At 60.8% G+C, this 23,042-nt stretch carries 22 protein-coding genes; 16 read left to right on the top strand and 6 right to left on the bottom strand.

What is annotated here, in order from left to right; translation table 11 throughout:
* Nucleotides 1-126 precede the first annotated feature (126 nt).
* Both CHB96_RS22475 and CHB96_RS22470 read left to right on the top strand, forming a co-directional pair.
* On the top strand, nt 127-1,176 hold the full coding sequence (locus CHB96_RS22475; RefSeq protein ID WP_176444441.1) for an acyl-CoA dehydrogenase family protein: 1,050 nt from the start codon (nt 127-129) through the stop codon (nt 1,174-1,176).
* A 26-nt stretch (nt 1,177-1,202) separates the two neighbouring features.
* Nucleotides 1,203-2,372 carry an acyl-CoA dehydrogenase family protein gene (locus CHB96_RS22470; RefSeq protein ID WP_089250446.1) on the top strand — a complete coding sequence of 390 codons (1,170 nt, stop codon included), beginning with the start codon at nt 1,203-1,205 and terminating at the stop codon, nt 2,370-2,372.
* A 21-nt stretch (nt 2,373-2,393) separates the two neighbouring features.
* Here the strand turns inward: CHB96_RS22470 and CHB96_RS22465 are convergent, their stop codons facing one another.
* The gene (locus CHB96_RS22465; protein ID WP_089250444.1) at nt 2,394-3,152 is read right to left on the bottom strand and encodes an SDR family NAD(P)-dependent oxidoreductase; all 759 of its coding nucleotides are present in this window, start codon (nt 3,150-3,152) and stop codon (nt 2,394-2,396) included.
* Between the two features lie 206 nt (nt 3,153-3,358).
* On the opposite strand from CHB96_RS22465, the gene CHB96_RS22460 reads away from it, so the two are divergent.
* The 6 genes from CHB96_RS22460 to CHB96_RS22435 all read left to right on the top strand — a co-directional run bounded on the left by CHB96_RS22460 (nt 3,359) and on the right by CHB96_RS22435 (nt 10,028).
* A complete protein-coding gene (locus CHB96_RS22460; protein ID WP_089250518.1) occupies nt 3,359-4,204 on the top strand; it encodes an alpha/beta fold hydrolase in 846 nt (281 codons plus the stop codon).
* Nucleotides 4,197-4,505 carry a hypothetical protein gene (locus CHB96_RS22455; protein WP_089250442.1) on the top strand — a complete coding sequence of 103 codons (309 nt, stop codon included), beginning with the start codon at nt 4,197-4,199 and terminating at the stop codon, nt 4,503-4,505. The genes CHB96_RS22460 and CHB96_RS22455 overlap by 8 nt, the downstream gene beginning before the upstream one ends.
* A gap of 38 nt (nt 4,506-4,543) precedes the next feature.
* A complete protein-coding gene (locus tag CHB96_RS22450; protein WP_245866041.1) occupies nt 4,544-6,013 on the top strand; it encodes a class I adenylate-forming enzyme family protein in 1,470 nt (489 codons plus the stop codon).
* 84 nt (nt 6,014-6,097) lie between these two features.
* The gene (locus CHB96_RS22445; protein ID WP_089250440.1) at nt 6,098-7,768 is read left to right on the top strand and encodes a thiolase C-terminal domain-containing protein; all 1,671 of its coding nucleotides are present in this window, start codon (nt 6,098-6,100) and stop codon (nt 7,766-7,768) included.
* Nucleotides 7,765-9,216: a carboxyl transferase domain-containing protein gene (locus CHB96_RS22440; protein ID WP_089250438.1), complete on the top strand. Its 1,452-nt coding sequence runs from the start codon at nt 7,765-7,767 to the stop codon at nt 9,214-9,216. Before CHB96_RS22445 ends, CHB96_RS22440 begins: the two co-directional genes overlap by 4 nt.
* 200 nt (nt 9,217-9,416) lie before the next feature.
* The gene (locus tag CHB96_RS22435) at nt 9,417-10,028 is read left to right on the top strand and encodes a TetR/AcrR family transcriptional regulator (RefSeq protein ID WP_245866039.1); all 612 of its coding nucleotides are present in this window, start codon (nt 9,417-9,419) and stop codon (nt 10,026-10,028) included.
* Between the two features lie 76 nt (nt 10,029-10,104).
* Here CHB96_RS22435 and CHB96_RS22430 read toward each other — a convergent pair whose 3' ends face one another.
* Complete coding sequence (locus CHB96_RS22430) at nt 10,105-10,524, bottom strand: hotdog family protein (RefSeq protein WP_089250435.1); 420 nt, start codon at nt 10,522-10,524, stop codon at nt 10,105-10,107.
* 15 nt (nt 10,525-10,539) lie between these two features.
* The gene (locus CHB96_RS22425) at nt 10,540-11,055 is read right to left on the bottom strand and encodes an FAS1-like dehydratase domain-containing protein (RefSeq protein WP_245866037.1); all 516 of its coding nucleotides are present in this window, start codon (nt 11,053-11,055) and stop codon (nt 10,540-10,542) included.
* A 163-nt stretch (nt 11,056-11,218) separates the two neighbouring features.
* Here CHB96_RS22425 and CHB96_RS22420 point away from each other — a divergent pair, with 163 nt between their 5' ends.
* Both CHB96_RS22420 and CHB96_RS22415 read left to right on the top strand, forming a co-directional pair.
* A complete protein-coding gene (locus CHB96_RS22420) occupies nt 11,219-12,133 on the top strand; it encodes an NAD(P)-dependent oxidoreductase (protein WP_089250434.1) in 915 nt (304 codons plus the stop codon).
* Nucleotides 12,130-12,933, top strand: a complete 804-nt coding sequence (locus tag CHB96_RS22415; protein WP_089250433.1) for an NAD(P)-dependent oxidoreductase — start codon at nt 12,130-12,132, stop codon at nt 12,931-12,933. The genes CHB96_RS22420 and CHB96_RS22415 overlap by 4 nt, the downstream gene beginning before the upstream one ends.
* A gap of 120 nt (nt 12,934-13,053) precedes the next feature.
* On the opposite strand, the gene CHB96_RS30215 is transcribed toward CHB96_RS22415, so the two are convergent.
* The gene (locus CHB96_RS30215; protein ID WP_245866031.1) at nt 13,054-13,332 is read right to left on the bottom strand and encodes a hypothetical protein; all 279 of its coding nucleotides are present in this window, start codon (nt 13,330-13,332) and stop codon (nt 13,054-13,056) included.
* 19 nt (nt 13,333-13,351) lie between these two features.
* Here CHB96_RS30215 and CHB96_RS22410 point away from each other — a divergent pair, with 19 nt between their 5' ends.
* On the top strand, nt 13,352-14,065 hold the full coding sequence (locus CHB96_RS22410; protein WP_245866029.1) for a TetR/AcrR family transcriptional regulator: 714 nt from the start codon (nt 13,352-13,354) through the stop codon (nt 14,063-14,065).
* Nucleotides 14,066-14,097: 32 nt separating this feature from the next.
* On the opposite strand, the gene CHB96_RS22405 is transcribed toward CHB96_RS22410, so the two are convergent.
* Nucleotides 14,098-15,003, bottom strand: a complete 906-nt coding sequence (locus CHB96_RS22405; protein ID WP_089250512.1) for a VOC family protein — start codon at nt 15,001-15,003, stop codon at nt 14,098-14,100.
* Between the two features lie 360 nt (nt 15,004-15,363).
* Here CHB96_RS22405 and CHB96_RS22400 point away from each other — a divergent pair, with 360 nt between their 5' ends.
* Nucleotides 15,364-16,593 (top strand): CaiB/BaiF CoA transferase family protein, encoded by a 1,230-nt coding sequence (locus tag CHB96_RS22400; RefSeq protein ID WP_245866026.1) that lies wholly within the window; start codon nt 15,364-15,366, stop codon nt 16,591-16,593.
* 311 nt (nt 16,594-16,904) lie between these two features.
* Nucleotides 16,905-17,717 carry a mycofactocin-coupled SDR family oxidoreductase gene (locus CHB96_RS22395; RefSeq protein WP_089250428.1) on the top strand — a complete coding sequence of 271 codons (813 nt, stop codon included), beginning with the start codon at nt 16,905-16,907 and terminating at the stop codon, nt 17,715-17,717.
* Between the two features lie 79 nt (nt 17,718-17,796).
* Here CHB96_RS22395 and CHB96_RS22390 read toward each other — a convergent pair whose 3' ends face one another.
* Nucleotides 17,797-18,546, bottom strand: coding sequence for an SDR family NAD(P)-dependent oxidoreductase (locus CHB96_RS22390; protein ID WP_089250426.1), 750 nt, complete (start codon nt 18,544-18,546; stop codon nt 17,797-17,799).
* Nucleotides 18,547-18,861: 315 nt separating this feature from the next.
* Between CHB96_RS22390 and CHB96_RS22380 the strand changes: the two genes are divergently transcribed.
* The 3 genes from CHB96_RS22380 (at nt 18,862) to CHB96_RS22370 (ending at nt 22,980) form a co-directional block, all read left to right on the top strand.
* Nucleotides 18,862-20,334: an NAD-dependent succinate-semialdehyde dehydrogenase gene (locus CHB96_RS22380; RefSeq protein WP_089250422.1), complete on the top strand. Its 1,473-nt coding sequence runs from the start codon at nt 18,862-18,864 to the stop codon at nt 20,332-20,334.
* 127 nt (nt 20,335-20,461) lie between these two features.
* The gene (locus tag CHB96_RS22375; RefSeq protein ID WP_089250420.1) at nt 20,462-22,144 is read left to right on the top strand and encodes an FAD-binding protein; all 1,683 of its coding nucleotides are present in this window, start codon (nt 20,462-20,464) and stop codon (nt 22,142-22,144) included.
* A gap of 272 nt (nt 22,145-22,416) precedes the next feature.
* Nucleotides 22,417-22,980 (top strand): TetR/AcrR family transcriptional regulator, encoded by a 564-nt coding sequence (locus CHB96_RS22370; RefSeq protein WP_176444440.1) that lies wholly within the window; start codon nt 22,417-22,419, stop codon nt 22,978-22,980.
* The last annotated feature ends 62 nt before the right edge of the window (nt 22,981-23,042 follow it).

The following is a 23,042-nucleotide window of genomic DNA, read 5'->3' as shown; positions in this document are numbered from 1 at the left end:
TGAATTAATCAATGACTCTTCTGTTTCTCCAGTTCGCGAACTGTTGCCGAATCGCTGCCGATCTCAATGTGTTTGTGCTACAACTGTTTGAACGATTGTTCAGAACAAGTCGAAGTTGGTGATGTGGTGAGGGATCTGCTTCCGCAGGAATTACGACGCAACGATTATTCGTTGGACGAACAACAAGAAGCGGTCCGGGAGGTTTTCGTCGACTTTTTCCAGAGCGTCGCGTCGAGTTCTGTAGTTCGGGCTGCCGAGCCGCTCGGATACGACCCGGTCCTGTGGGCAAAGGCATCGAACATCGGTGTTGTCACTATGGCCGTCCCCGAGTCCAGGGGAGGTGACGGAGCGACCGTTGTGGACCTGGTGCTTGTCGCTGAGCAATATGGCGCATCGCTTGCTCCCATTCCGATGGTCGACGCGATTGCGGCAGCGCGCCTCTTGGCTGCGTTGCCTGCGGGCCGATCGGATGAGCTCCTGGGACCACTGCTGTCGGGTGAGACCGTGCTGACCGTCGCACTTCACCCGGACAGAGCTCGACAGCTGGTGCCTGCCGGTGCTATTGCACAGGCTGCACTCGCACTGCGCGGGGACGAGTTGGTTGTGGTGCCTGCCCCGGATGGTGTGGAGCAGGCGGCCAACCTGGGAGGGCAGCCTGCCGCCTGGTGGACGATCGGAGACGACGTCGAAACTCTGGCTCAGGGTGACGATGCGGTTGCCGCATTCACCGAAGCGGTCAGGGTATGGAAGTTGTTGACTGCTGCCGCGCTGACCGGATCCGCGGATGCCACGGTGGGGCTCGGTGTCGACTTTGCCAGCAGTCGAAAAGCGTTCGGGCAATTCATCGGTACCTTCCAGGCAATATCGCACTCGTTGGTCGATGCCGCGATTCTTGCGACCGGCAGCCGCAATCTCGTTCGCAAAGCAGCCTGGTATGTGGAATATGAGCCCGAGGCCGCACGAGAACTGGTTCCAAAGGCCTACGTGTCGGCTTGCGCGGCCGCGACGAAGGCCTCAACCGTCGGTATCCATGTTCAGGGTGGGTTCGGCTTCACGACCGAGTCCGATATGACATTGCATTTTCGGCGTGCGAAAGGATGGCCTCTGCTGGCGGGACGGCCTGCAGGCGAACTCCTCGCGGTTGCCGATTCACTTCCGATGCCCTCGGGCATCTGACCATCCGCTGACAGGGAGATCCTCAGATGGATTTTGGAAAAATCGAGTTGACCGAAGCTCAGCGCGCGTTCTGGCGCGAAGTCAGCGACTTCTTCGACGAACATGCAACCGAAGAGGTGTTCGAGGAAGAACGCCGTACCGGTTCGGGTCACAATCACGCGTTGCACAAGGCGCTGGGGGAGCGTGGTTGGATACTTCCAACGTGGTCCGTAGAGGAGGGTGGCGCCGGCTTGGATCCCGTCCGCGAGGCGATCCTCACAACCGAACGGCGTCGCCGAGATGTTCCGGACGTAACTCTGTCCACGACGGCGATGACGGTGCCGGTGGTACGAGCCTACGGTTCCGACACGTTGCGAGAGAAAGTGTTGCCCGGCGTTGCGGCCGGTGACATCAATATCTGCCTGGGGTACACCGAACCGGACGGAGGTTCGGACCTGGCGGGCGTGCGTACACGTGCAACGCGCACCGATGACGGTTGGATCATCAACGGAGCGAAGATGTTCACCACAGGTGCACACAACTGCCAGTACAGCATCTTGGTCACCCGCAGTAATCCCGATGCACCCAAGCATCGCGGCATCACAATCTTCCTCGTACCGCTCGACAGACCCGGCGTCGAAATCCAGCCGGTACACACGCTCGGTGGCGAACGCACCAACGCGGTCTTCTACGACAACGTATTCGTCGGCGACGACCACCGCCTCGGACCGGTCGACCAGGGCTGGGCCGTCATGAGCGCGCCGCTCGAGGTGGAGCACGGTGTGCTGGAGGCCGACGGATATTCCGAACTCAATGGGTCGACCTATGGCTGGACGTTGCAGAAGCTTTTGTGGCACGCCACGTCGTGGGCCAACGCGACAGCGCCGGATGGCGGCACTCCGCTCGACGACGTGCTCGTCAAGTACAAACTCGCCGAGATCGCCACCGATGTCGAGTTGATCCGTAACGTCCCTGGGCCGATGGGCCGTGTCATTTCTTCGGAACTACTCATCTCCAGGAGCGCAGAACTTCTGGACCTCGTAGGTCCGGTTGCGCTGTTACCGCGAGGTGCGGAAGGCGCAGTCGAGGACGGTGAGTTGGAGTGGAGTCATCGCTTCGCTCAGGGCACTGCCATCTACGGCGGCACCACCGACATCGCGCGCAACATCGTTGCGCAGCACAATCTTCGCCTGCCTCGGGCGCCGAAATTCGGGTGAGCTGGAGCCCTGCGATTCCGGTCAGCCGGCGGCGAAACCGCCGTTGACCGGAATCGTCTGTCCTGTGGTCCATCCACCTGATTCGGAGGCCAGCCACAGTACGGCCGCAGCAACGTCATCGCCGGTACCGAGACGTCGCATCGGGTAGCGGCGCAGGTGACGGTCCACCTTTTCGGGATCAGACGATCGAGTGTCCTCACTGGCAATTGTGCCCAAAGACAGTGTATTGCAGGTAATCCCGTGAGGCCCGAGCTCCTTGGACAGTGATCGGATCAGGCCTACTCCTGCGGCCTTCGATGCGGCATACACGGCCATCATCGATTCACCGGTTCGTGCCGAGTCCGAGGAGATAGAAATGATGCGTCCCCATTTCCTCTCGATCATCGCCGGCACGGCCAGGTGGCAGCAATTCAGGACACCGGCGACGTTGACCTGCAGCAGTGGTTGCCAATCCGAGGGCCGTGTGTCCGCGAAATAGCTCAGCTCGATTCCTGCGGTTGGGATACCGGCGTTGTTCACGAGGAAATCGACCGGCCCGAGCGTCGAAGCGATGCGATGGAAAATTTCTTCGACCGAAGTGTAGGCGGCGATGTCTCCCGGCACCGCGACAGCTCGGCCTCCCTCGGACTCGATCCGCTCCACCATCGAAGCCGCCCTGTCGGGGTTGAGGTCGTTCACCGCAACGAGTGCACCGTGTGCTGCCAGCATCTCTGCGACAGCGGCGCCGACTCCTCGCCCGGCGCCAGTGATCAGAGCTACTTTGCCGTTCGACTCGAACATTCGTTTCACCTTTCGGTCTTCTACGATCATGCTAGTCTACAAAAAAATGAACGGACGCTCAGGAAAATGATCCAGCGGTTCCAGGCGGTCCGGTTCGGACTGTGGGCCGGTCGGATCACTATTTGAACGGCCACGATTGTCTGCGAACGGTGAAAGGAGAAGGCGTGATTCCGGAGAACTTCCAGGTGGACGTGGACGGTATACCGATGTCCGGGCTAGTGTCTTCGGTTCCGGACCCTCGGGCTGTAGTGGTGGCATGGCACGGTGGCGCATCACGGCCGGACTATTTCGACGCTCCCGGTCATTCGAGGCACTCGTTGATGCAGGTGGGCGCGTCGCTCGGCTTCTCTGTGATCGCACCGCACCGGCCGGGTTACGGCAGTTCGCGGGAGATGCTCGGTGAGCGGATCGATCCCGATCGTCAGGTTGCACTGTCGTACGGTGTCGTCGATTCTGCGTTGCAGGGTCTCGACCGGGGCGCGGGTTGCTTTCTCGTCGGTCACTCCCAAGGCTGTGTCCTCGCCCTTCGCATGGCGGTCGACCCTCGGGGTTCGGATCTCCTCGGAATCGAGATGGCGGGAACCGGCATTCGTCACAACCGACGTTCCGACGCTGTACGCAGGTTGGGAACAAGTGACGTCGAGCAGGCCGCCGGCCTGCTGCGGGAATTGCTGTGGCAACCGGCGGGACTCTACCCGCAGCAAGAACCTGTATCCAGTCGGGCTCCGGCGTACGACGGCGAGGATGCGCTTGCCTGGCCGGCCGAATTCGCACGGTCTGCCCCGAATGTTTCGGTCCCCGTCCGTATCTCGCTGGGTGATCACGAATCCTGGTGGCAGTCCGGCGAACCGGGCCTGGTCGGAATGTCGTCGCTGTTCACGGCCTCGGTGCGGACCGAAGTCGATGAACAGATCGGTTCCGGTCACAACGTCAGTTTGGGGAACGCCGCACTGGCCTACCACTTGAAAGTCCTCGCGTTCGTCGAGGAATGTGTGCTGAGCCGACAATCGGCCGGCCGAAACGAAAAACTATTGGAGGATTCACATGGCTGAGTACAAGGTCGGCGAGCGGTTGCGTAGCCGAGTGTCCACAGTGCAGGTAGTCGTAGTGCGGGCGGGCAAGGGCGATGCCGACATCGCCTGCGACGGAGTCGTTCTGGTGCGTGACGGCGAGGATCTCGTTCCCGCCTCAGGTGGCCCGTCCGACGGAGCCAAAGTTGACATGGGGAAGCGCTACGAGGACGCGGACGGCACAGTCGAGGTGCTGTGCGTCAGCCCAGGTGCCGGTCGACTCTCGCTCGGCGACCGACCTCTTCAGCTCAAGGCGCCGAAGCCGTTGCCTGCATCCGACTGACCGTCCGATTCATCACTAACCGGCCGAAGGGCGCACACGTGAACGTCGCAATGTTACTGTCGATGGCAGCGGCAAGCTGGCCCGACGAAACCGCAATTGTCGAGCACTCCAACCGTATTCGTCGTGCAACTTACGGCGAGTTGGGATCGATGGCAGGCGGAGGTGCTCGACTCGCAGTCGAGGCAGAGTCGGACGCAATTCTCTTCATCGGTGTCAACGGTGTGGCTCTTCCCGTGGCACTCTTCGCGGCTGCCCGAGCTGGGATTCCATTCGTGCCTCTGAATTACCGGCTGGCCGACGACAAATTGGCCGAGCTGGTCGGTAGCTTCGAACGTCCGATTGTGATCGCGGACAAGCCGGGTCGAGTCACTACGGCGGGCGCTGTATACGGACCCAACGAGTGGTTGGATGCGGCCGCGACAACGGCGCCACTGGAAGATCGCGATATGGACGCAGAGGCCATCGCGGTCCTGTTGTACACCAGCGGAACCACAGCGGCACCGAAGGCGGCCGTGCTGCGAAATCGCCACCTCGTCTCCTACATACTGGGGACGGTCGAGTTCGGCGCTGGCGGTCCATCACAGGCCAGCTTGGTGAGTGTTCCGCCGTATCATATCGCCGCGGTGGCGAACTTACTCTCGAACCTGTACGCCGGGCGGCGGCTGGTCTATCTCGATCGCTTCGATCCGGAAGTGTGGTTGGACATGGCCGATTCCGAAGGAGTTACTCACTCCATGGTCGTTCCCACGATGCTTGCACGAATTTGCGACTACCTGACGGAACACGAGCAGAAATCGCCTCCAGTACTGGCGATCTCATACGGTGGAGCACGGATGCCCGTGACAGTACTGGCGCAGGCTCTCGACGCGTTTCCGAACACTGGCTTCGTCAACGCGTACGGTCTGACGGAGACTGCATCGACAATCGCGTTGCTGGGACCGGACGAGCATCGTGAGGCGTTCGCCTCCGGGGATCCTGCCGTGCGCGCGCGGTTGGGATCCGTGGGTAGGCCTGTTCCGGGCGTCACCATCGGAGTGTTCGACGAAGACGGCAATCAGTGCGAAGCCAACATCCGCGGCGAGTTACGCGTCAGAGGCCCCCAGGTATCGGGCGAATACCTCGGCAAAGGAAGCCTTTTGTCCGATGACGGTTGGTTTCACACCCGCGATCAGGCGTACGTGGACGGCGGCGGGTACGTGTTCATCGAGGGACGCATGGACGACACGATCATCCGCGGCGGTGAGAACATCGCACCGGCCGAGATCGAGGAGTCGATCGTGGCGCACGAATTCGTCTCGGACGCAGGTGTTGTCGGTGTTGCCGACGACGACTGGGGCCAGCGCATCGCTGCCCACGTCGTACTCTATCCCGGCAAGACGCTGTCGGTGGATGATGTACGTGCCTGGGTTCGGTCGAAGCTTCGGTCGTCCAAAACACCGGACGACGTCATCTTTCACGATGAACTTCCTCGCACCGACACGGGAAAGCTTCTGCGGCGCTTGCTGTGATCTCAGGTCTCTTACATTCAACGACCTCTTGCCGGTTCGGGGTCCGACCGCCGGTTTCGAACGCCGTCGTCCAAAGGAAAAGACATGCCCGACGAGTTAGCACACCTGTTGCCGCTGGTGCTCCCCGAAACCGAGTTCTTCTGGACCTCGGGACGCGACGGGCGGTTGAGAGTTCAGTCTTGCCGGTCGTGTTCAGCACTGATCCATCCGCCCAAACCGCGGTGCCCGGACTGCAGCGGGGCGGATACCGAGAATCGGGTGCTGTCGGGTAGAGCAATTCTGTTCGGCTTCACAGTGAACGAGCGATTCGCCATTCCTGGAGTTTCGGCGCCGTATGTCGTCGCCGAAGTTGCGCTCGACGAGGATCCTTCGGTCCGTCTGACGACCCGACTTGTCGAGTGCGAACCGCGTGACCTTCGCCTCGGAATGCCGATGGAAGTGGTATTCGAGAACGTGGAGGACGTGTGGCTTCCGCTGTTTCGGCCCATTGCAGGTGGGCTGGAACCCGTCGAGTTGCCCGAGGACACGATCGCTCCGGGCGACTACGCCAAGCATGTCCGTCCGATGTTGTCCACGAAAAAGTTCGAAGACGATGTAGTACTCAGCGGAATCGGTTCGTCGCGGATGGGACGCCGACTCATGGCAGACCCATTGGAATTGACGATCGAGGCATGTGAGCGGGCCGTCGCCGACGCAGGTCTGAGCTTCGATGACATCGACGGCTTGTCGACGTACCCTGCCGGGGGAGTGGAGACCGGGCACAGCGAGGGTGGCGTCACGGCGGTCGAATCCGTGCTGCGAATCAAGCCGACCTGGTACAACGGCGGCGGCGAAACGTTCGGGCCCGGCGGTTCGGTTGTTGCCGCAATGCTTGCGGTTTCGGCGGGACTTGCGCGGCACGTTCTGTGCTTCCGTACAGTCTGGCAGTCCACACACGACCAACTAATCCGCGACGGCAGCCTCGCCCAACCGGGGATGAGCCGCATCTCCGGCCAAATGGGGTGGTCGATGCCATTCGGTGCGACGTCTGCAGCACACACGTTGGCGCAGACCGCTCATCGACACTTTTCGAGGTACGGAACTACCAGGGAGACGCTGGGGTGGGTCGCCATCAACCAGCGTGCCAACGCGGCACTCAACCCGACTGCGATCTATCGCGATCTCATCACTATGGACGACTACCTCGGCGCTCGCGCAATCACGAGTCCGTTCGGGCTCTACGATTGCGACGTACCCTGCGACGGGGCAGTCGCAGTAATCGTCTCGGCTGCCGATACCGCTGGCGACCTGGCTGGAACCCCCGTTCGTGTGGAGGCTGTGGGAACCCAGATTCTCGAGCGACTCGAGTGGGATCAGAGCACCTCGACCCACGAACCACAGGTTCTGGGACCTGCCGCACACCTGTGGTCGAGAACCGATCTACGCCCAGGCGATGTGGACGTCGCCGAACTCTACGACGGGTTCACTTTTAACTGTGTGTCGTGGATCGAGGCGCTCGGATTTTGCGGAATCGGCGAGGCAAAGGACTTCCTGGACGGCGGCAAGAACATCGCGCGCGACGGTGTTCTTCCGCTGAACACGAATGGAGGACAGTTGTCGCACGGACGCACTCATGGAATGGGTCTGCTCGTCGAGGCGGTGAGCCAGCTGAGGGGTGAGGCCGGCGACCGTCAGGTGCTCGGTGCGCGCGTCGGTGTGGTGAGCAGTGGTGGTCTCACACCGAGCGGCGCGATGTTACTGCGAGTCGACCAATGAGCGCGACGGCGCTTCCGACGTCGGATATCGCGGATTCGACCACAGCGCTGCTCGACGAGTGGGACCGTGATCTCGTCGCAGGTGATCCGCTCGAGTTCCCCGGTTACCGCGCGGAGAAGGCCAGCCATTCGAGCGAAGCTGTGAGGACCGGACTCAGGGTGGTCGGCGGGGTGCCGTGCGCCGTGATCGACAGTGATTTCTCCGTCTTCGGCGGAAGCATGGGTTTGGTTGTGGGAGAAAAGGTGTCACGCGCATTTCGGCGCGCTGCGAGGGAGCGACTCCCGGTGGTGGCATCGGTGCGTACCGGTGGCGCTCGCATGCAGGAGGGAATGTTTTCGCTCGTCCAGATGCCTCGGGTCGTGTCGGCTTTCAACGCTCACGCCGCCGCGGGGCTACTGTCGCTGGGCTATATCGGCTCTCCCACCGCAGGTGGGGTCTTCGCCTCGTGGGCGTCGTTGGTGGACGTGCGTGCGGTCGAGCCCGGTGCGACCATCGGATTCGCGGGCCCACGCGTCGTCGAAGAGATGACTGGGATGCGCCCTCCCGCTGACTCACACAACGCAGACTCTGCCTGTCGTGCGGGCCTCGTCGATGCAATCGTTGCCTCGACGGACAAGGATCGCTGGATCGCCTCGGTTCTGGGCGCCGTCGAGACGCCGTTGCAGGTGCCGGTGGATCGGCCGTCCGTGATCGGATGTGAATCGCATCGCCTCGGCTCGCACGCGTCGGCCGTCGAGCGGGCTCGGGCGCCGAGGCGCCCCTCCGGGCTGGAATGGGCAGGCGGACTGACCGAGTCGTGGGTCGAGCTCAAGGGCTCCGATCCCTCGATACGCGCGGGTTTGGCCACTGTGTCCGGTATGAGATGCATCGTCGTCGCAATGGATCGGCATGCGCACGGAGACGCGAAGGCAGGACAGGGCCCCGAGGCGTATCGACTCGCTCAACGTGCAATTCGACTGGCAGGAAAATTGTCTCTTCCGCTCCTTACGCTGGTCGATACACCTGGTGCTGCGCCTGGCCCGATCTCGGAGTCAGGTGGAATCGCCCGCGAGATTGCGGAGACTCTGCGAGTTCTGGACGAGTTGCCGACGCCGAGTGTCTGTGTGTGCGTGGGCGAGGGCGGAAGTGGAGGCGCAATCGCGCTTGCGCACACCGATCGGCTGTTCCTTCTGAAGGACTCTGTCTTCTCGGTGATCGGCCCGGAAGCGGCAGCGGTAATTCTGTGGCGCGACTCGTCCCGCTCGCTGGAGGCGGGACGCGCACTCAAGATCGGCAGCGCCGAGTTGGCGGACTTCGGTATCAGCGACGGCACATTGCCCGAGCCGGTCAGCGCCGCCGTTCTGGTCGACGTTCGTCGCAGGTTGGTCGAGGCGTTTCAGGCCGCAGTACCTGGCGAGCGTTCGGTGCGGTGGGATGGCGCCACACGTAGATGGATTCACCGATCCTGAGGTGCGGCATCGATCGACTCAGGGGACAGAGGTAGAAGAGACGGGAGAATGCCGTGACGAATACGCGGGCGCAGACGGACAATGCCCAGGCAATGACGACTCCCGCCATCGGCGCCGGTGAACCGAGCGCGATCGACCGCCCCAGCAACGATACGGCCCCGCCGAGCCCCAAAGAAGCTCGCCGACAACAACGTATCGAGATGTCGAAGGAACAGATCCTGGATACTGCCGAGGAGTTGTTCGCCGAGCGTGGATATTACGAAACCAGTCTGAAAGACGTAGCTGTGAGGTGCCAGTACTCGGTTGGATCGATCTACTCTTTCTTCGAGAACAAGGACAAATTGTACGAGCAGGTACTGATGCGTCGAAGTATCGCTCTGGAGGAGATCCGGGAACGCCTTCCCGACGCGATGGCTGGAGACGACCGTCTGATAGCCCTGGCGGACATTTGGGTCGAACATTCTCTCGAACACCTGGCGTGGGGCGCGTTGACCGCTGAGGTCTCGCGTATCGCCAGGTCACGAGGTGGCGTCGTGCCTGATCCCTGGCGCCATCATGGTCAGCGGGTACACCTGTTCCTGGTCGAGGTCATCGAGAAGGGGCAGAGAGAAGGGACATTGCGCCCCGGGTCACCCGAGACTCTTGCTCGTCTGTATCAGGCAGTGCTGATGGCATTCGTACTAGTCACGTCGATGGGGCAACGGACCGAATCCGCCGACATGTGGTTGACCGATACCGAAAGCTTCCTGCAATTTTTGCACGATACGTTTTCTACTCGCCCCAGAGAAGAGAGCGCAATACTAACGGAGTAATGATGTCGGGAGACCGAAAGCCATGGGCAGCGAGTACATCTGCAGCCTATGGCTTCCCTCGTTCTTACTGGGCAGGTCAGTGGTTCAGAGCGACGGTGGCGTTCCCCGGAGTCAGCTTGTTTCCGTGCTGATCCTCGATCCACAGATCGAACGTGACCTCACGGTGGTCGTCCACTTCTCGGATCGAGGAGACGGATCCGCGGACAGTCAGCGTCATCCCTTTGGTGTTCGGACCGCGAAACTGGCAACTGACTGCGAGTATCCTTCCGCGGGATCCGAGCCACTGGCGTAGTGAACTGTGCATGTAGGACCACAGTAGATTGCCCATTCCGAACGCCGAGTCGTAGCCGGCGGCGCGCCCGGCGTCGTCGTCCATGTGGATGTCGATGAATTCGTTGTTGACGGCGGCGAATCGATTCCAGTTCGCAAGCCCGGTTTCGCGGATGAAGGGCGGGAGCTCGTCGTTGATCGATAGGGTGAAGACGGTGTCGGTCATGGCTGATCTCGGCTTTCAGTAGCTGATGATGGTCATTCGCTCGCGCTTGACCTCGGCGCCGTCCTGATTGGTCCACACGGCTTCGGTGGTCTTAAGGAGCATCAAGCCGAGTCTTCCGGTGCGTTCGCCGAGTTCGGCGATGGACAGCGACGCGGTGATCACATCACCGGACTTCATGGGCACTCCGTAGGTGACCGACATGCCACCGTTGACCTGAAATTTCAAGCCTGGCCCTTCGACGCCGAGAATCGTGAATTGATAGTCGGGATCGTCGGCACCCCCCGTGTCGTCCGCGCGCGCGGGCCCGTGGGAGGACATCCATGCAAAGGGATTGAATTCTGCGGGTGCAGTGAGCTCGGGGGAAGCTTCGTCGATGGTGTCGTCCCAGAAATACTGAGGAGGCGGATCGGGGTAGTACACCGCAACGGCCCACCGGCGGATATCGGATTTGGCTATGGGAAAGCTGGTCGAACTGGCAAATTCGACGCCGACGACCGACCGCATGGCGGTGGTGATGTGGGTTTCGGTCACGGACTGTCCTTCGGATAAGCGTGATGGTCTCGGCTGCGTGTGCGCACGAGCAGTTGTTCATAGTGATACCACAATTTTAGAACGCAGTTCACACAAATGAACTATCATTCATCTCGACCGTACTCATCGGCTGCGCCGCCACCGGGCCTATTTCGGGAGAATTATGAATGCACCTGTAACCGACTCTGCTGCGGAAGCATCGGGGGTGGACGCCGACGTTCGTGTCGGGTTTATCGGCCTCGGCAGCCAGGGAGGCCCCATGGCTCGTCGGATAGTCGAGAGCGGGTTCACCCTGACGCTGTGGGCGCGTAGCGCCTCCACGTTGGCGCAATACGCGGACACGTCGGCCGCTTACGCCCTCACTCCTACTGAACTGGGACGTGTCAGTGATCTGGTGTGCATCTGCGTCACCGATGATGCAGGTGTCGAAGAGGTCGTGACGGGAGAAGCGGGAGTGTTGGCAGGCATGGCTCCGGGAGGTGCGATTGCGATTCACAGCACCGTCCACCCGAAAACATGCAACCGGCTCGCTGCGGCGTGCGCGGAGGTGGGTGTCGATCTGATAGACGCGCCCGTGAGCGGCGGTGGCATTGCGGCGGCGGAGAAGCGGTTGCTGGTGATGACAGGTGGCGAGTACAAGGTTGTCGATCGTTTCAGGCCGATCTTGGAAACGTACGCGAATCCGATCGCCCATATGGGCTCTCTGGGTGCAGGCCAAGTGACGAAGTTGTTGAACAACACGGTGTTCGCGGCGCAGCTGAGCACGGCTGCAGGAATCCTCGCAATCGGAAGATCGCTTGGATTAGACCCACACCGGTTGGCCGACGTCATGGCCAACGGCACGGCAGGTAGCTTCGCCCTGAAGGTCGTGGGACCTAGCGGAGGCGATCTCGCGGGGATGTCGGAGTCGGTCGGCGTGCTTCTGCGCAAAGACGTCGGAATTCTCGCCGAGGTAGTGGCAGCGGGTGCAGATGAGTCTGCCGGCCACACAGTGTGGGCCGCGGCGGACGATGCGTTGCGGCTTCTGAAGCATCCGCGCGACGTCGCCACATCGCGGAAAGGCGTCTCGGCGTCGTGAGCATCGGTTTCGTAGGTGCGGGCAGAATGGGTATGCCAATAGTGACGCGGCTTGCAGCAGCGGGTGAGGACGTGCGCGTTCTGGTTCGGTCCGAGGCGAATGCCGAGGCGGTCCTGAATGCAGGTGCCATACCCGTGCACAGTGCCGATGCTGTCGCAACTGGTGCCTCGGCTGTGATTGTGTGTGTGCACAAGGACGAGCAGGTGCGCGAGATCTGCTTCGACAACGACCTCATGGACGCGATGAGTGCCGGATCCGTCCTCATCGTGCATACGACCGGCAGTCCGCACACGGTCCAGGAGATCGATGCGTCGCTGGCTGGACGGGATATCTCGGTGGTGGATGCACCGGTGAGCGGTGGTCCCGACGATATCGCGGCTGGAAGCATCACAGTGTTCGTCGGAGGCAGTCGACCCGCGGTCTCGGACGCCGTCCCGATCATGTCGCTGTATGCCGATCCGATCCGACACGTGGGACCGTTGGGATCGGGACAGTCGATGAAGTTGGTCAACAATGCGGTGTTCCTGGCGAACATCGAGATCATTACCGCTGCTACCACGTTCGGAATCGAATTGGGCATGAACGAATCGACGATGATCGACTGCCTTCGGGTGGGAAGCGCAGACAGTTACGCGCTCGCCGGCGTCCAAGCGAGCGGTGGCGCCGAGTCGTTCGGCCGATCGGTTGCGGAGTTTCTGAATAAGGACGTCGATGTCGTGCATGCGGTGGCCGCGGCGACCGGGGCGGACCTGGGATCGATTGCGCCGCTGTTACGAGGTGCCGGATTCGGGCCGAAGTAAGTCGGCGAGTGGTCGAGGCTTGCCTGCCGGTGCGGTGTCGTCACCGTACTTTCGTGTGTCGCTGAGGTACGCTCATTTTTTACAACGATCGTTCAATTTGCCGGAATGGCGTTGAATCGGTCAGGTGGGTGAACGATGCGAGGAGGTGGGCATGGTGGTCAGGCAGTCAACGGTGTCGGGAAAAACGAGCAGTACGACGACGCAAGATACTGGTGCGGCCGTGGTGACGAAGGCTCCCGGTAAGACGGCAACTCCGAGAAAGAGTGCGCGGAAGTCACCGGCGAAATCTGTCGCTTCCTCCACTGCTGCTGTCGAATCTGCACCCAACAAGACCGCTCCGAGAAAGGTTGCGCCGAAGAAGTCGGCCGCCAAAACGGCCCCACGCAGGGCATCGGGCACCAAGGACTCATCTGTAGGCGTGACCGCGGTGGAGCCGGACCCTGCCGCCGTCGGGGCAACCGATGCGCCGCAAAGCCCTCGGGAGGCTCGGCGGCTGCAACGAATCGAGTTGTCCAGGGAACAGATCCTCGATACCGCCGAGGAGTTGTTCGCCGAGAATGGCTACTACGAAACCGGTCTCAAGGATGTGGCAGCGCGGTGCGAGTTCTCCGTAGGTTCCATCTACTCGTTCTTCGAGAACAAGGACAGCTTGTACGAACAGGTTCTGATGCGTAGAAGCATCGGTCTCGAAGCAATTCATAAACTGGTACCGGATTCGGTACCCGCTGACGAACGACTGGTCACCCTGGCAGAAATCCAAATTCGGAATGCGCAGGAGCACCCGGCCTGGGGCGCATTGACGGCGGAGCTGTCGAGGATCGCCCGGTCTCGTGGAACCGTGGTACCCGAGCCATGGCACCACTATGGTGAGCGTGTGTTCGTATTTCTGGTAGGCGTATTCGAAAAGGGTCACGAAGAGGGGACCCTGCGGCCGGGCTCACCCCAAGCACTCGCCAGCCTGTATCACGCGGTGCTCAGCTCGTTCATACTCGTGAGTTCGCTTTCGCCTAAATCTACGGGCGAGGACTGGCCGGAAGACACGGAGGAGTTCCTGAACTTCGTGCGTGATACTTTTTCGTCGAGGACGCCGTCGTATCTGGAGGAGTCGGCAGCACGGCGTCGGCGGGCCTGACGGCCTGCCGACGCCATACCGTTCGAACGGTACTACTGATCGAAGGTTCCTCCGGGGATCAGTCGCGTGGTCCAACGGAACGGCACGCCATGTGTCGTGGCGGGGTCGCTCAGGATCGTTTCGTGGTCGCGACTCGAGGTCTTGATCCCCTTGGATGCGAGATATACTTCGGCTTTGTCCAGGTCAGCGACACGGAAGCATGCGGCGTGGTGAATCTCGCCATTCGCGGTCATGTCTCTTGATGCGATCGTGTCCTCGGTGGTGGGCGAGGACAACTGCACGACGGATTCGCCGACTGCGACGTACACGTCGTCGGTTCCCGTCAGCGCCGACGACGAGACCTCGAGTAGTTCGCCGCCGAGAATGTCTACGAAGATGTGCTTGCCTCGCTCAAGATCCTTGGTGAGAACCGTAGTGTAGGACAGGCCGTACAGGCCCAAGGGGTGATTGGTCACCCACCACATCGGGTCGTAGTCCGACCGTCTCCGTGGGTCCAGATTTGCGAAATCTCTCGGCGGCTCTATCTCCAGCTGAGCAATGGTGTCCCTGGGGTGAGTGAACAGTGTCGCGTCCGCGGACGGTGGTTCGTCCGCCGATGCGCCTGCAGTACCGAGGATTCGTATGTTGTTCTCGCGCAGAAGATGCCAGTAGGGGAGCGCGTCGTCGCAGTACCATGCGATCGAGTGCCAATGATTGCCGAACCGGTTGTAGAACCTGCCGAGCGGGTAGTCGGCCCAGTCGCTTTCTCTGAACGCTGGAGCCAGTGGTTCGATGACTACGTCGGCCAACGCGACCAGCGAGGCGTCTCTTCGCTCCCAGTCGAGGTAGTTGTTGTCCATCCATCCGCGCCGGACACTGAACACATCGTCGTACCATGCCTCGAGCGCTGGCAGATCACCGGTCATGTGAATCAGATGAAAAATCTTTCCTAGTGTCATGCGACACCCTTTCGTCGAGTCCGGCCACTGCAGTCGGACCTCGCCGAATGTCGGTTGCGAGGTCGAGAGTACGTTCGGCAAGCGAAATCCGGTTGTACGTGACCGCTGTGGTGTTTTCGGCCTGCGCCTGTCAGCAAGTGGAAGCCAGCCGTTCCGTGATCAGTAGTACCACACGCTCTTCCGGTAGGTTCAGAATCATGAACTAGTATTCGGAATACTACTCACGGTCCGGTCCGGGAAGAAATGAATCAAAATTCATACTTATGAACGTCTTGCTAGAACATTGCAGCGCTTATAGAGTCCGAGTGACGTAGACCTCAGTTTCAAGAATGCGCGATTCGATCGCGGTAGGGAGAAAACATGCCAACCAGGCCGATGAACGGTGTCCGAGTGGTCGAAGTGGCTCAATTTACCTATGTGCCGGTGTCCGGCGCAGTACTGGCTGACTGGGGCGCAGACGTCATCAAGGTCGAGCACGCTGTCAGTGGAGATGCGCAGCGAGGATTGGGAAACCTCGGTGGGATGGAGTCGTTCGGCGGATTCTCTCCGATAATGGAGCATCCGAACCGCAGCAAGCGGGGCATCGGCCTCTCGCTGGAGAAGGACGAAGCCCGCGAGGTTCTCTACGACATAGTGCGCAACAGCGACGTGTTCGTGACCAACTTCCTGCCCGCAGCGCGTCGACGCTTGAAGATCGACGTCGACGACATCCGCGCGATCAACCCGAGCATCATTTATGTGCGGGGAAGTGCTTGGGGTGCACGCGGGCCCGAGTCCGAGAACGGTGGCTACGATTCGCCCTCCTTCTGGTGTCGAGGAGGAAACGCCATGGGAGCGACGCCGCCGAGTCTCGGCAGTGTGGTGAACCAGCCGGGACCTGCATGGGGTGACACCATCGGTGGATTGAACATCGCGGGAGGGATTGCGGCAGCCTTGTTCGCCCGCGAACGGACAGGGGAGCCGTCCGTTGTCGATGTCTCGCTTCTGGCCAGTGGGGCGTGGGCGAACGCGCTTTCGATAGACATCGCGCTCAACGGTGGGCCGGTCATGCAAGGGCGCGATCCGAGCGAGGGGCCAGGCGCTCCAGGGAACCCACTCGTCGGCATCTACGAAACGTCGGACGGGCGTTTCGTCAATCTGTGCATGCTGCAACCGGGGAAGTACTGGGCAGACTTCGTCACGCACCTCGATCGCGCGGATCTGATCGAGCACACGTCGTTCGCGACAACGGCCGAACTGATGGAGAACTGGCGCGAAGCTGCGGGAATCGTGGCGAAGGAGATCGCACAAAAGCCCCTCACTCATTGGTTGCAGAAGTTCGCAACGCTCGAGGGGCAATGGAGTCCGGTGCAGAATGCGCTCGAGGCCGGTCAAGACGTGCAGTTGAGGGCGAACGGCCATGTGGCAACTGTCCTGGACGTCGATGGAGTGTCACGCGAACTCGTGACGTCTCCGGTTCAGTTCGACGAATCCCCAGCCACTCCGGACCGCGCGCCCCAGTTCGCCGAGCACACCGACGAAATACTCCGGGAGTTAGGGCTGGACGACGAGAGAATTCTGGAACTGAAGATCGCCGGAGCGATCACCTAGTCACGTGGCTTGCCACACCGAAACGCGATGGGAGTTGATCAATGTGTCGATCGGAACGAAGGCCGCCCGAGTCGGTGGAGACCAGCGGCACATGATGGACTTCGTGCTTCCGTGGTTGGACTTCGGCGGTGGCCCGTCCGAGGAGATCTTCATACGGTTCGGAGTGGGCGAGCGGGTGTTTTTCGAACGCCTTCACTCGTTTGCCTCGGACAATAGTTTTACAGGGCCAGAAAACATCCGGCTAAAGGTGCTCGACGTCTGCCGACGACGAGGGGCCGTGGTCGGATCCGATCATCGAGAGTAGGTAGACCATGGCACGGCTCGAGAACAAAGTTGCCCTCATTACCGGGATCGCTCGCGGACAGGGAAGGGCGCACGCTGTGCGGCTCGCCAGGGAAGGTGCCGACATCGCGGGGATCGACCTTGCCGGCCCGCTCCCCGGTGTTCCGTACCTGTCAGCCACCCACGAAGACCTCGCCGAAACTGTGGCTCTGATCGAGGGGGAAGGTCGTAAAGCGGTCGTGCGACAGGGCGATGTCCGAGATCTGGACACGATGAAGTCTTTCGTCGACGGCGTGGTCTCGGAGCTTGGCAGCGTGGATGTGGTCGTCGCCAATGCCGGAATCTGTATTCCGGTCACCTGGGACGAGACGACTCCTCAGGTCTTCAAAGACACGATGGACATCAACGTAACCGGGGTGTGGAACACCATCATGGCCGCTGCACCCCATCTGACGCGTCAGGGCAGCGGTTCAGTCATTGTGATCAGTTCGTCCTCGGGCAAGAAGATGCAGCCCTTCATGATTCCGTACACGACGAGCAAACACGCGTTGGTCGGCATGACTCGTGGATTTGCAGCCGAGCTCGGTCACTACGGAGTTCGGGTCAACAGCGTCCATCCCGGGGCCGTTATGTCGCCGATGGGATCGGGGAGCATGCAGGCACGGCTGGAGGAGACCAACAAGTCCAATCCTCGATTGGCAACGATGAACACGTCGATGCTTCAGAAGTACGCAGCCGAGCCTGACGAGATCGCCAATATCGTTGCGTTTCTGGCTTCGGACGAATCGGCCTTCATGACGGCCGAGCACGTTACCGTCGACGGTGGAGCGCAATACTTCTGACCTCTCGAGGAGCCGAGAACTGCGGTCGATCTGTCCGTGCAGGTCCACCGCAGTTCTCGTGCGCCACACATTGTCCGCGCTAGATCTGGCTCTGCCCGCCGTCGACGTAGATGACGGACCCAGTGGTGTAACTGCTGTCCGAACTCGCGAGATAGAGCGCAGCATCGGCGACTTCGTGGCCGGCGCCGACCCTTCCGAGCGGGGTGTGCTGGCCGATCATGTCGAACATCTCGGTGATCTGTGCGCCACCGACGCTGACCGCCGCGGCGAGTCCTGGCGTGTCGATGGCGCCAGGAGCAATGGCATTCACTCGAATTCCCTTGCTTTTCAACTCGTTCGCCCATGTGCGTGCAAACGAACGGACCGCTGCCTTCGATGCGGCATACACGCCGAGACCGTGCGACCCGCTGTCCGCAGCGACCGAACTGAGAAGCACGATCGACGCGCCGGTTTCCAAGAGCGGTAGCGCCTTCTGGATCGTGAAGAGCGTCCCGCGGACGTTGGTGTTGAATATGGAGTTGTAGTGTTCCAACGTCACTTGCTCGAGAGGTAGGTTGTCTCCGCCTCCCGCATTCGCCACTACGATGTCCACCCGCCGACCGTCGGACACGATAAGTGCGTACAGTCGGTCCAGGTCCTCGGCGACGGTCACGTCGGCCTGTACGCCGGTTGCTCGGTCTCCGATGCGGGCTTTGGCCTCGTCGAGGCGTTCGGTGCTGCGTCCGGTGAAATAGACGTGGGCACCCTCCTCGGCTAAGCGTTGTGCGATCGCCAATCCGATCCCAGCCGTTGCTCCGGTCACCACAGCGGTTTTGTCTTTCAGCTTCATTGTTGCCTTTCAGAAGATCGCGTGCGAAGCGTGTTGTCGTCGATGAGGTTCGGTTCGAGTGCATCGGCTTGTCGGTGGATGACCGTCGTGAACGAAGTCTTCGTATTCGACGCCCGAGCATTCCGCTCGGTCGTCGCTAGGTCCTCCTCGGAGAAATCATCCCATGCACCGGCGTTCGAACAGAATGTAGATTCGATACATATCACTGTGCTTCGATTGAATTTGTGTTCAATACATTGAAGCACACGGACATTGGGGGGTATGCTCTCTTCGCGGTCAGGTCGGCCGTTCCTGAAGCTACTCTTGGAGATTCCTATGTCATTGCCGTTGTTCGAGGATCCGAGTGTCACTCGGGAATCGCTGTATATCGACGGAAAATGGAGTACAGGCGCTACTGGGGCCTACTTCGATGTGACGAACCCTGCGACCGGTGACGTGCTTGCCTCGGTTGCCTCAGGTCAGGCGTCCGACGTGCAAAACGCGATCGATGCTGCCGAGCGGGCATTTCCGGGTTTCGCCACGCTCACTGCGTACCAGCGTGCCGATTTCCTGCACACCGCACATCGATTGATGTTGGAGCGTGCGGACGACCTGGCGGTATTGATGACCATGGAACAGGGTAAACCCCTCAAGGCTGCACGGACCGAAGTCAAGTACGCGGCCGACTTTCTGATCTGGTTCGCCGAAGAGGCCAAACGAGTGTACGGATCGACCATTCCGTCGGCGCGGCCCGACCAGCGGTTCCTGGCTCTGCGCCAGCCGGTCGGCGTCGTCGCTGCTGTAACCCCGTGGAACTACCCGATCTCGATGATCACGCGCAAGGTCGCACCGGCCTTCGCTGCCGGGTGCCCGGTAGTGCTCAAGCCGGCCAAGAACACCCCACTCACCGCGATCGCTGTGTTCAAGATCTTCGAGGACGCCGGGATTCCTGCGGGCGTCGCGAATCTCGTCACTACACAGAGTGCGCGATCGTTCAGCGAGACCGTCTTCGCCAGCAAAGCGGTACGCAAGATCGCGTTCACAGGGTCGACCGATGTAGGCAAGCTTCTCGCCAAAGAGGCTGCATCCACAGTCAAGCGTGTGTCGCTCGAACTCGGTGGACACGCTCCGTTCATCGTGTTCGAGGATGCCGATCCGGTGCATGCCGCCAAGGGTGCGACGTTGGTCAAGTTCCTCAACACCGGTCAGGCTTGCATCAGTCCGAACCGAATCTTCGTGCATCGCTCCATCGCCGAGAAGTTCATCGAGACTTTGGTCGCGCGAACGTCGAAGTTGCAGCCGGGAAATGGTCTCGAGCCCAGCAGCGGCGTCGGCCCCTTGATCGACGCGCCGTCGCTGGATCGGATGCAGCGCCAGGTCGACGACGCCACCAGCAAGGGCGCAACGATTGCCGTGGGCGGTCGACGCTTGACCGGAGACAAGTTCGACCAGGGCTACTTCTACGCTCCGACGATTCTCACCGGTGTCACACCGGACATGGAGATTTACCGAGAGGAAACGTTCGGACCTGTTGCGGCAGTGACGATTTTTGACGAAGAATCGGAGGTGATCGAGATGGCGAACGATACCGACTACGGACTTGCCTCTTACGTATACACCCGAGACCTCTCCCGTGCTCTTCGTGTAACGGAAAAGCTCAACTTCGGAATGGTCGGTATCAACGACATAAATCCGACGTCTGCCGCAGCGCCGTTCGGTGGCGTCAAAGAGAGCGGTCTGGGACGTGAAGGCGCGGCAGAAGGCATAAACGAGTACTTGGATACCAAGCTGGTCGGTATCAGTATCTGACATTTCGAACCACTAGGGCCACCAGGACCACTGGCTCCTCGGCGGTGTCGACACCCGCAGAGGAGCCGGTTTCACTTTCCAACTACAACGGCATCGGGCCGGCACCCGTGCACAATCAGGAGCAGAAATGACCGAGTGGGACCACAGCGTCGACTTTCTGATCGTCGGAAGCGGCGGCGGCGGACTGTCGGCCGCAATAGCAGCCAAGGAGGCCGGCCTCCAACCCCTGGTTGTGGAAAAGCAAGCACTCGTCGGTGGCTCTACGGCTATGTCCGGTGGGGTGATGTGGGTGCCGAACAACGTGTTGATGCAGGAGGAAGGCGTCGCGGACTCGATGGACGATTCGCTCCTGTACATGCAATCCACACTCGGTGATCCCGATCGGACCAATCCGTTGGCCCGGCGGCGCGCGTACGTCACCGCGGGCAACGACTTGGTCGGCCTGATGCGAAGACGTGGTGTCGAGTTCGTCCGTGCAGACGGATACAGCGACTACTACTCCGAATTGCCGGGTGGAGTCGATCGTGGACGTTCGATCGAGTCCCAGCCGTGGAACGCCGACTTACTGGGCAAGGACTGGCGCGACAGAATCATGCCGGGCATGGCGCAGCACATCGGTTTGGTCGTCAAGACGAACGAGCTCCGTTCCATTCAGTACTTCAATCGGTCGGTCGCTGCGTTTCTCGTTGCCGCACGTGTCTTTCTTCGTACAGTCGTCTCGAAGATACGAGGAAGAAAGATGTTGACCAACGGTGCCGCAATCATCGGGCAGCTATTACGCATGGCCCTTGATGATGGCATCGAGGTCTGGACCGAGTCACCGGTCGAGCAGTTGATTCTCGACGGCGGACGGGTGGTCGGCGCTCGAATTGTCCATGAAGGAAAGTCGATCTCGGTCCAGGGCCGTGAGGGTGTTCTCCTGGCAGCCGGTGGGTTTGCGCACAACGCCGACATGCGCCGTAAGTACAGCGGCGGCGTCAACGACGGCAGCTTGTCCATTGCCAATCCCGGAGACACTGGCGAGGTTCTCGAAATGGGTATTGCAGCGGGTGCAGGCATCGACCTCATGGACAACGCCTGGTGGCTTCCGTCCACCATTGCCGAACTCGGAGCCTCGACGATGGGTCAGTCGCGTCAACGGCCAGGTGGGATTCTGGTCAATCGAGAGGGGAAGCGTTTTGTCAACGAATCCTCAGCGATGGGTGATGTGGCCGTCGCAATGTACGACCACGACGCCGCGCCGTGTTGGGCAATCACCGATGATGCATACCGCCGTCGCTACGCTGCGGGGATAGGCCTCCCGGGACACATGCCGAAGGAATGGTTCACGAACGGGTGGGTGAAGAAGGCGGAAACCATCGAAGATCTGGCCAAACTCATCGACGTGGATGGGGACAATTTGGTCGACACCATTTCGACTTTCAACGCGCATGCCGAGAATGGGCTCGATCCCGAGTTCGGACGTGGTGTGTCGGCGTACAACCGAGCGCTGGGCGATCCGGCCCACAAGCCGAACCCGGCGCTGGGACCGGTGGCGAGGGGCCCGTTCTATGCGGTTCAAATCTTTCCTTCCGATGCAGGGACAGGTGGCGGCTTGGTTGCCGATGAGTTCTCACGCGTGATCGGAGAGAATGGATCGCCGATTGCCGGGTTGTACGCGACCGGAAATATCACTGCAACAGTCCTGGGGAGAACGTATTTCGGTGCAGGAGCGAGTATCTCGTACACCATGGCATTCGGGTACGTTGCGGCTCGACATGCTGCCAGTGCCATGGAAGCGGGTCGTGCGGACGAACTAAAAATAGTCTGAGGGCGACTCGCGTCCGTGCGCCCCGGCGATGTGTCGTGTTGAGGTGGACATTCAAGGTATGGCCACCTGGTGGTCGACTGTGTCCGCCCATCCGAGGCTGTTGCGATGCCTTCGCCGCTCGCGTACTCGGCAGACTTACGGCTGATCAGCGTCGAGTTTCCTGATCAGGACTGATGCAGAATGCTGGGTACGACAGCCGCTCGCCGAAATGAACGTCGATGTACGGATAGTCGGTACCGGACTCGATGGACGCAACCGGTAATGTTCCTGACATGCCGTCGGTCGATTCCAACAGGTCCAAGCGCACCGATGCTGTGCGCAATCGAGAACGACTGCTCTCCGCCGCCCGCCAAGCCTTCGCCGCGAAGGGGCCCGACGTCGCGTTGGAGGAGGTCGCGCGCATCGCCGAAGTTAGTCGGACGACGCTGTACCGCAACTTCACGACACGTGAGGAACTCGCGGCCATGGTGTTCGAGGACAACGTTGCGCGAATCGAGCAACTGGCAAGTGACCTGGCGGGACGTCCCGACGGAATCATCAAGCTCTTCGAGGACGTGCTCGACATGATCATCGACGAACGAAGTTTCGTTCATGTGCTCTCCGGCGCCGACATCGAATGGTTCACCGCGCTGTCGCGTCGGACTGCGGCAGCGTTCGAATCGTTGCTTGCCGCGGGGCGTTCGGCCGGTCTCGTCGTCGACGGGGTAGGGGCCGAGGATCTGATGATCGCGCTGCACATGGCGCGCCCATTGGCGGAAAGAGTCGAAGGTGACGCGGCCGAATCAGTTCGGATTGGACGAGCGATATTGCATCGGGCACTGTTCGTTCACGTCTGATCCCTTCGTGAATCAGAATTCAAAGGAATGAAGCCATTGTCATAGGCCGAGTTTCGAACTAC

Origin of the sequence: Rhodococcoides kyotonense (assembly GCF_900188125.1) — a bacterium.
Classification (GTDB): Bacteria; Actinomycetota; Actinomycetes; order Mycobacteriales; family Mycobacteriaceae; genus Rhodococcoides; species Rhodococcoides kyotonense.
Note: the sequence above shows the minus strand (reverse complement) of the source record. Positions and strands in the feature narration are given on the sequence as shown.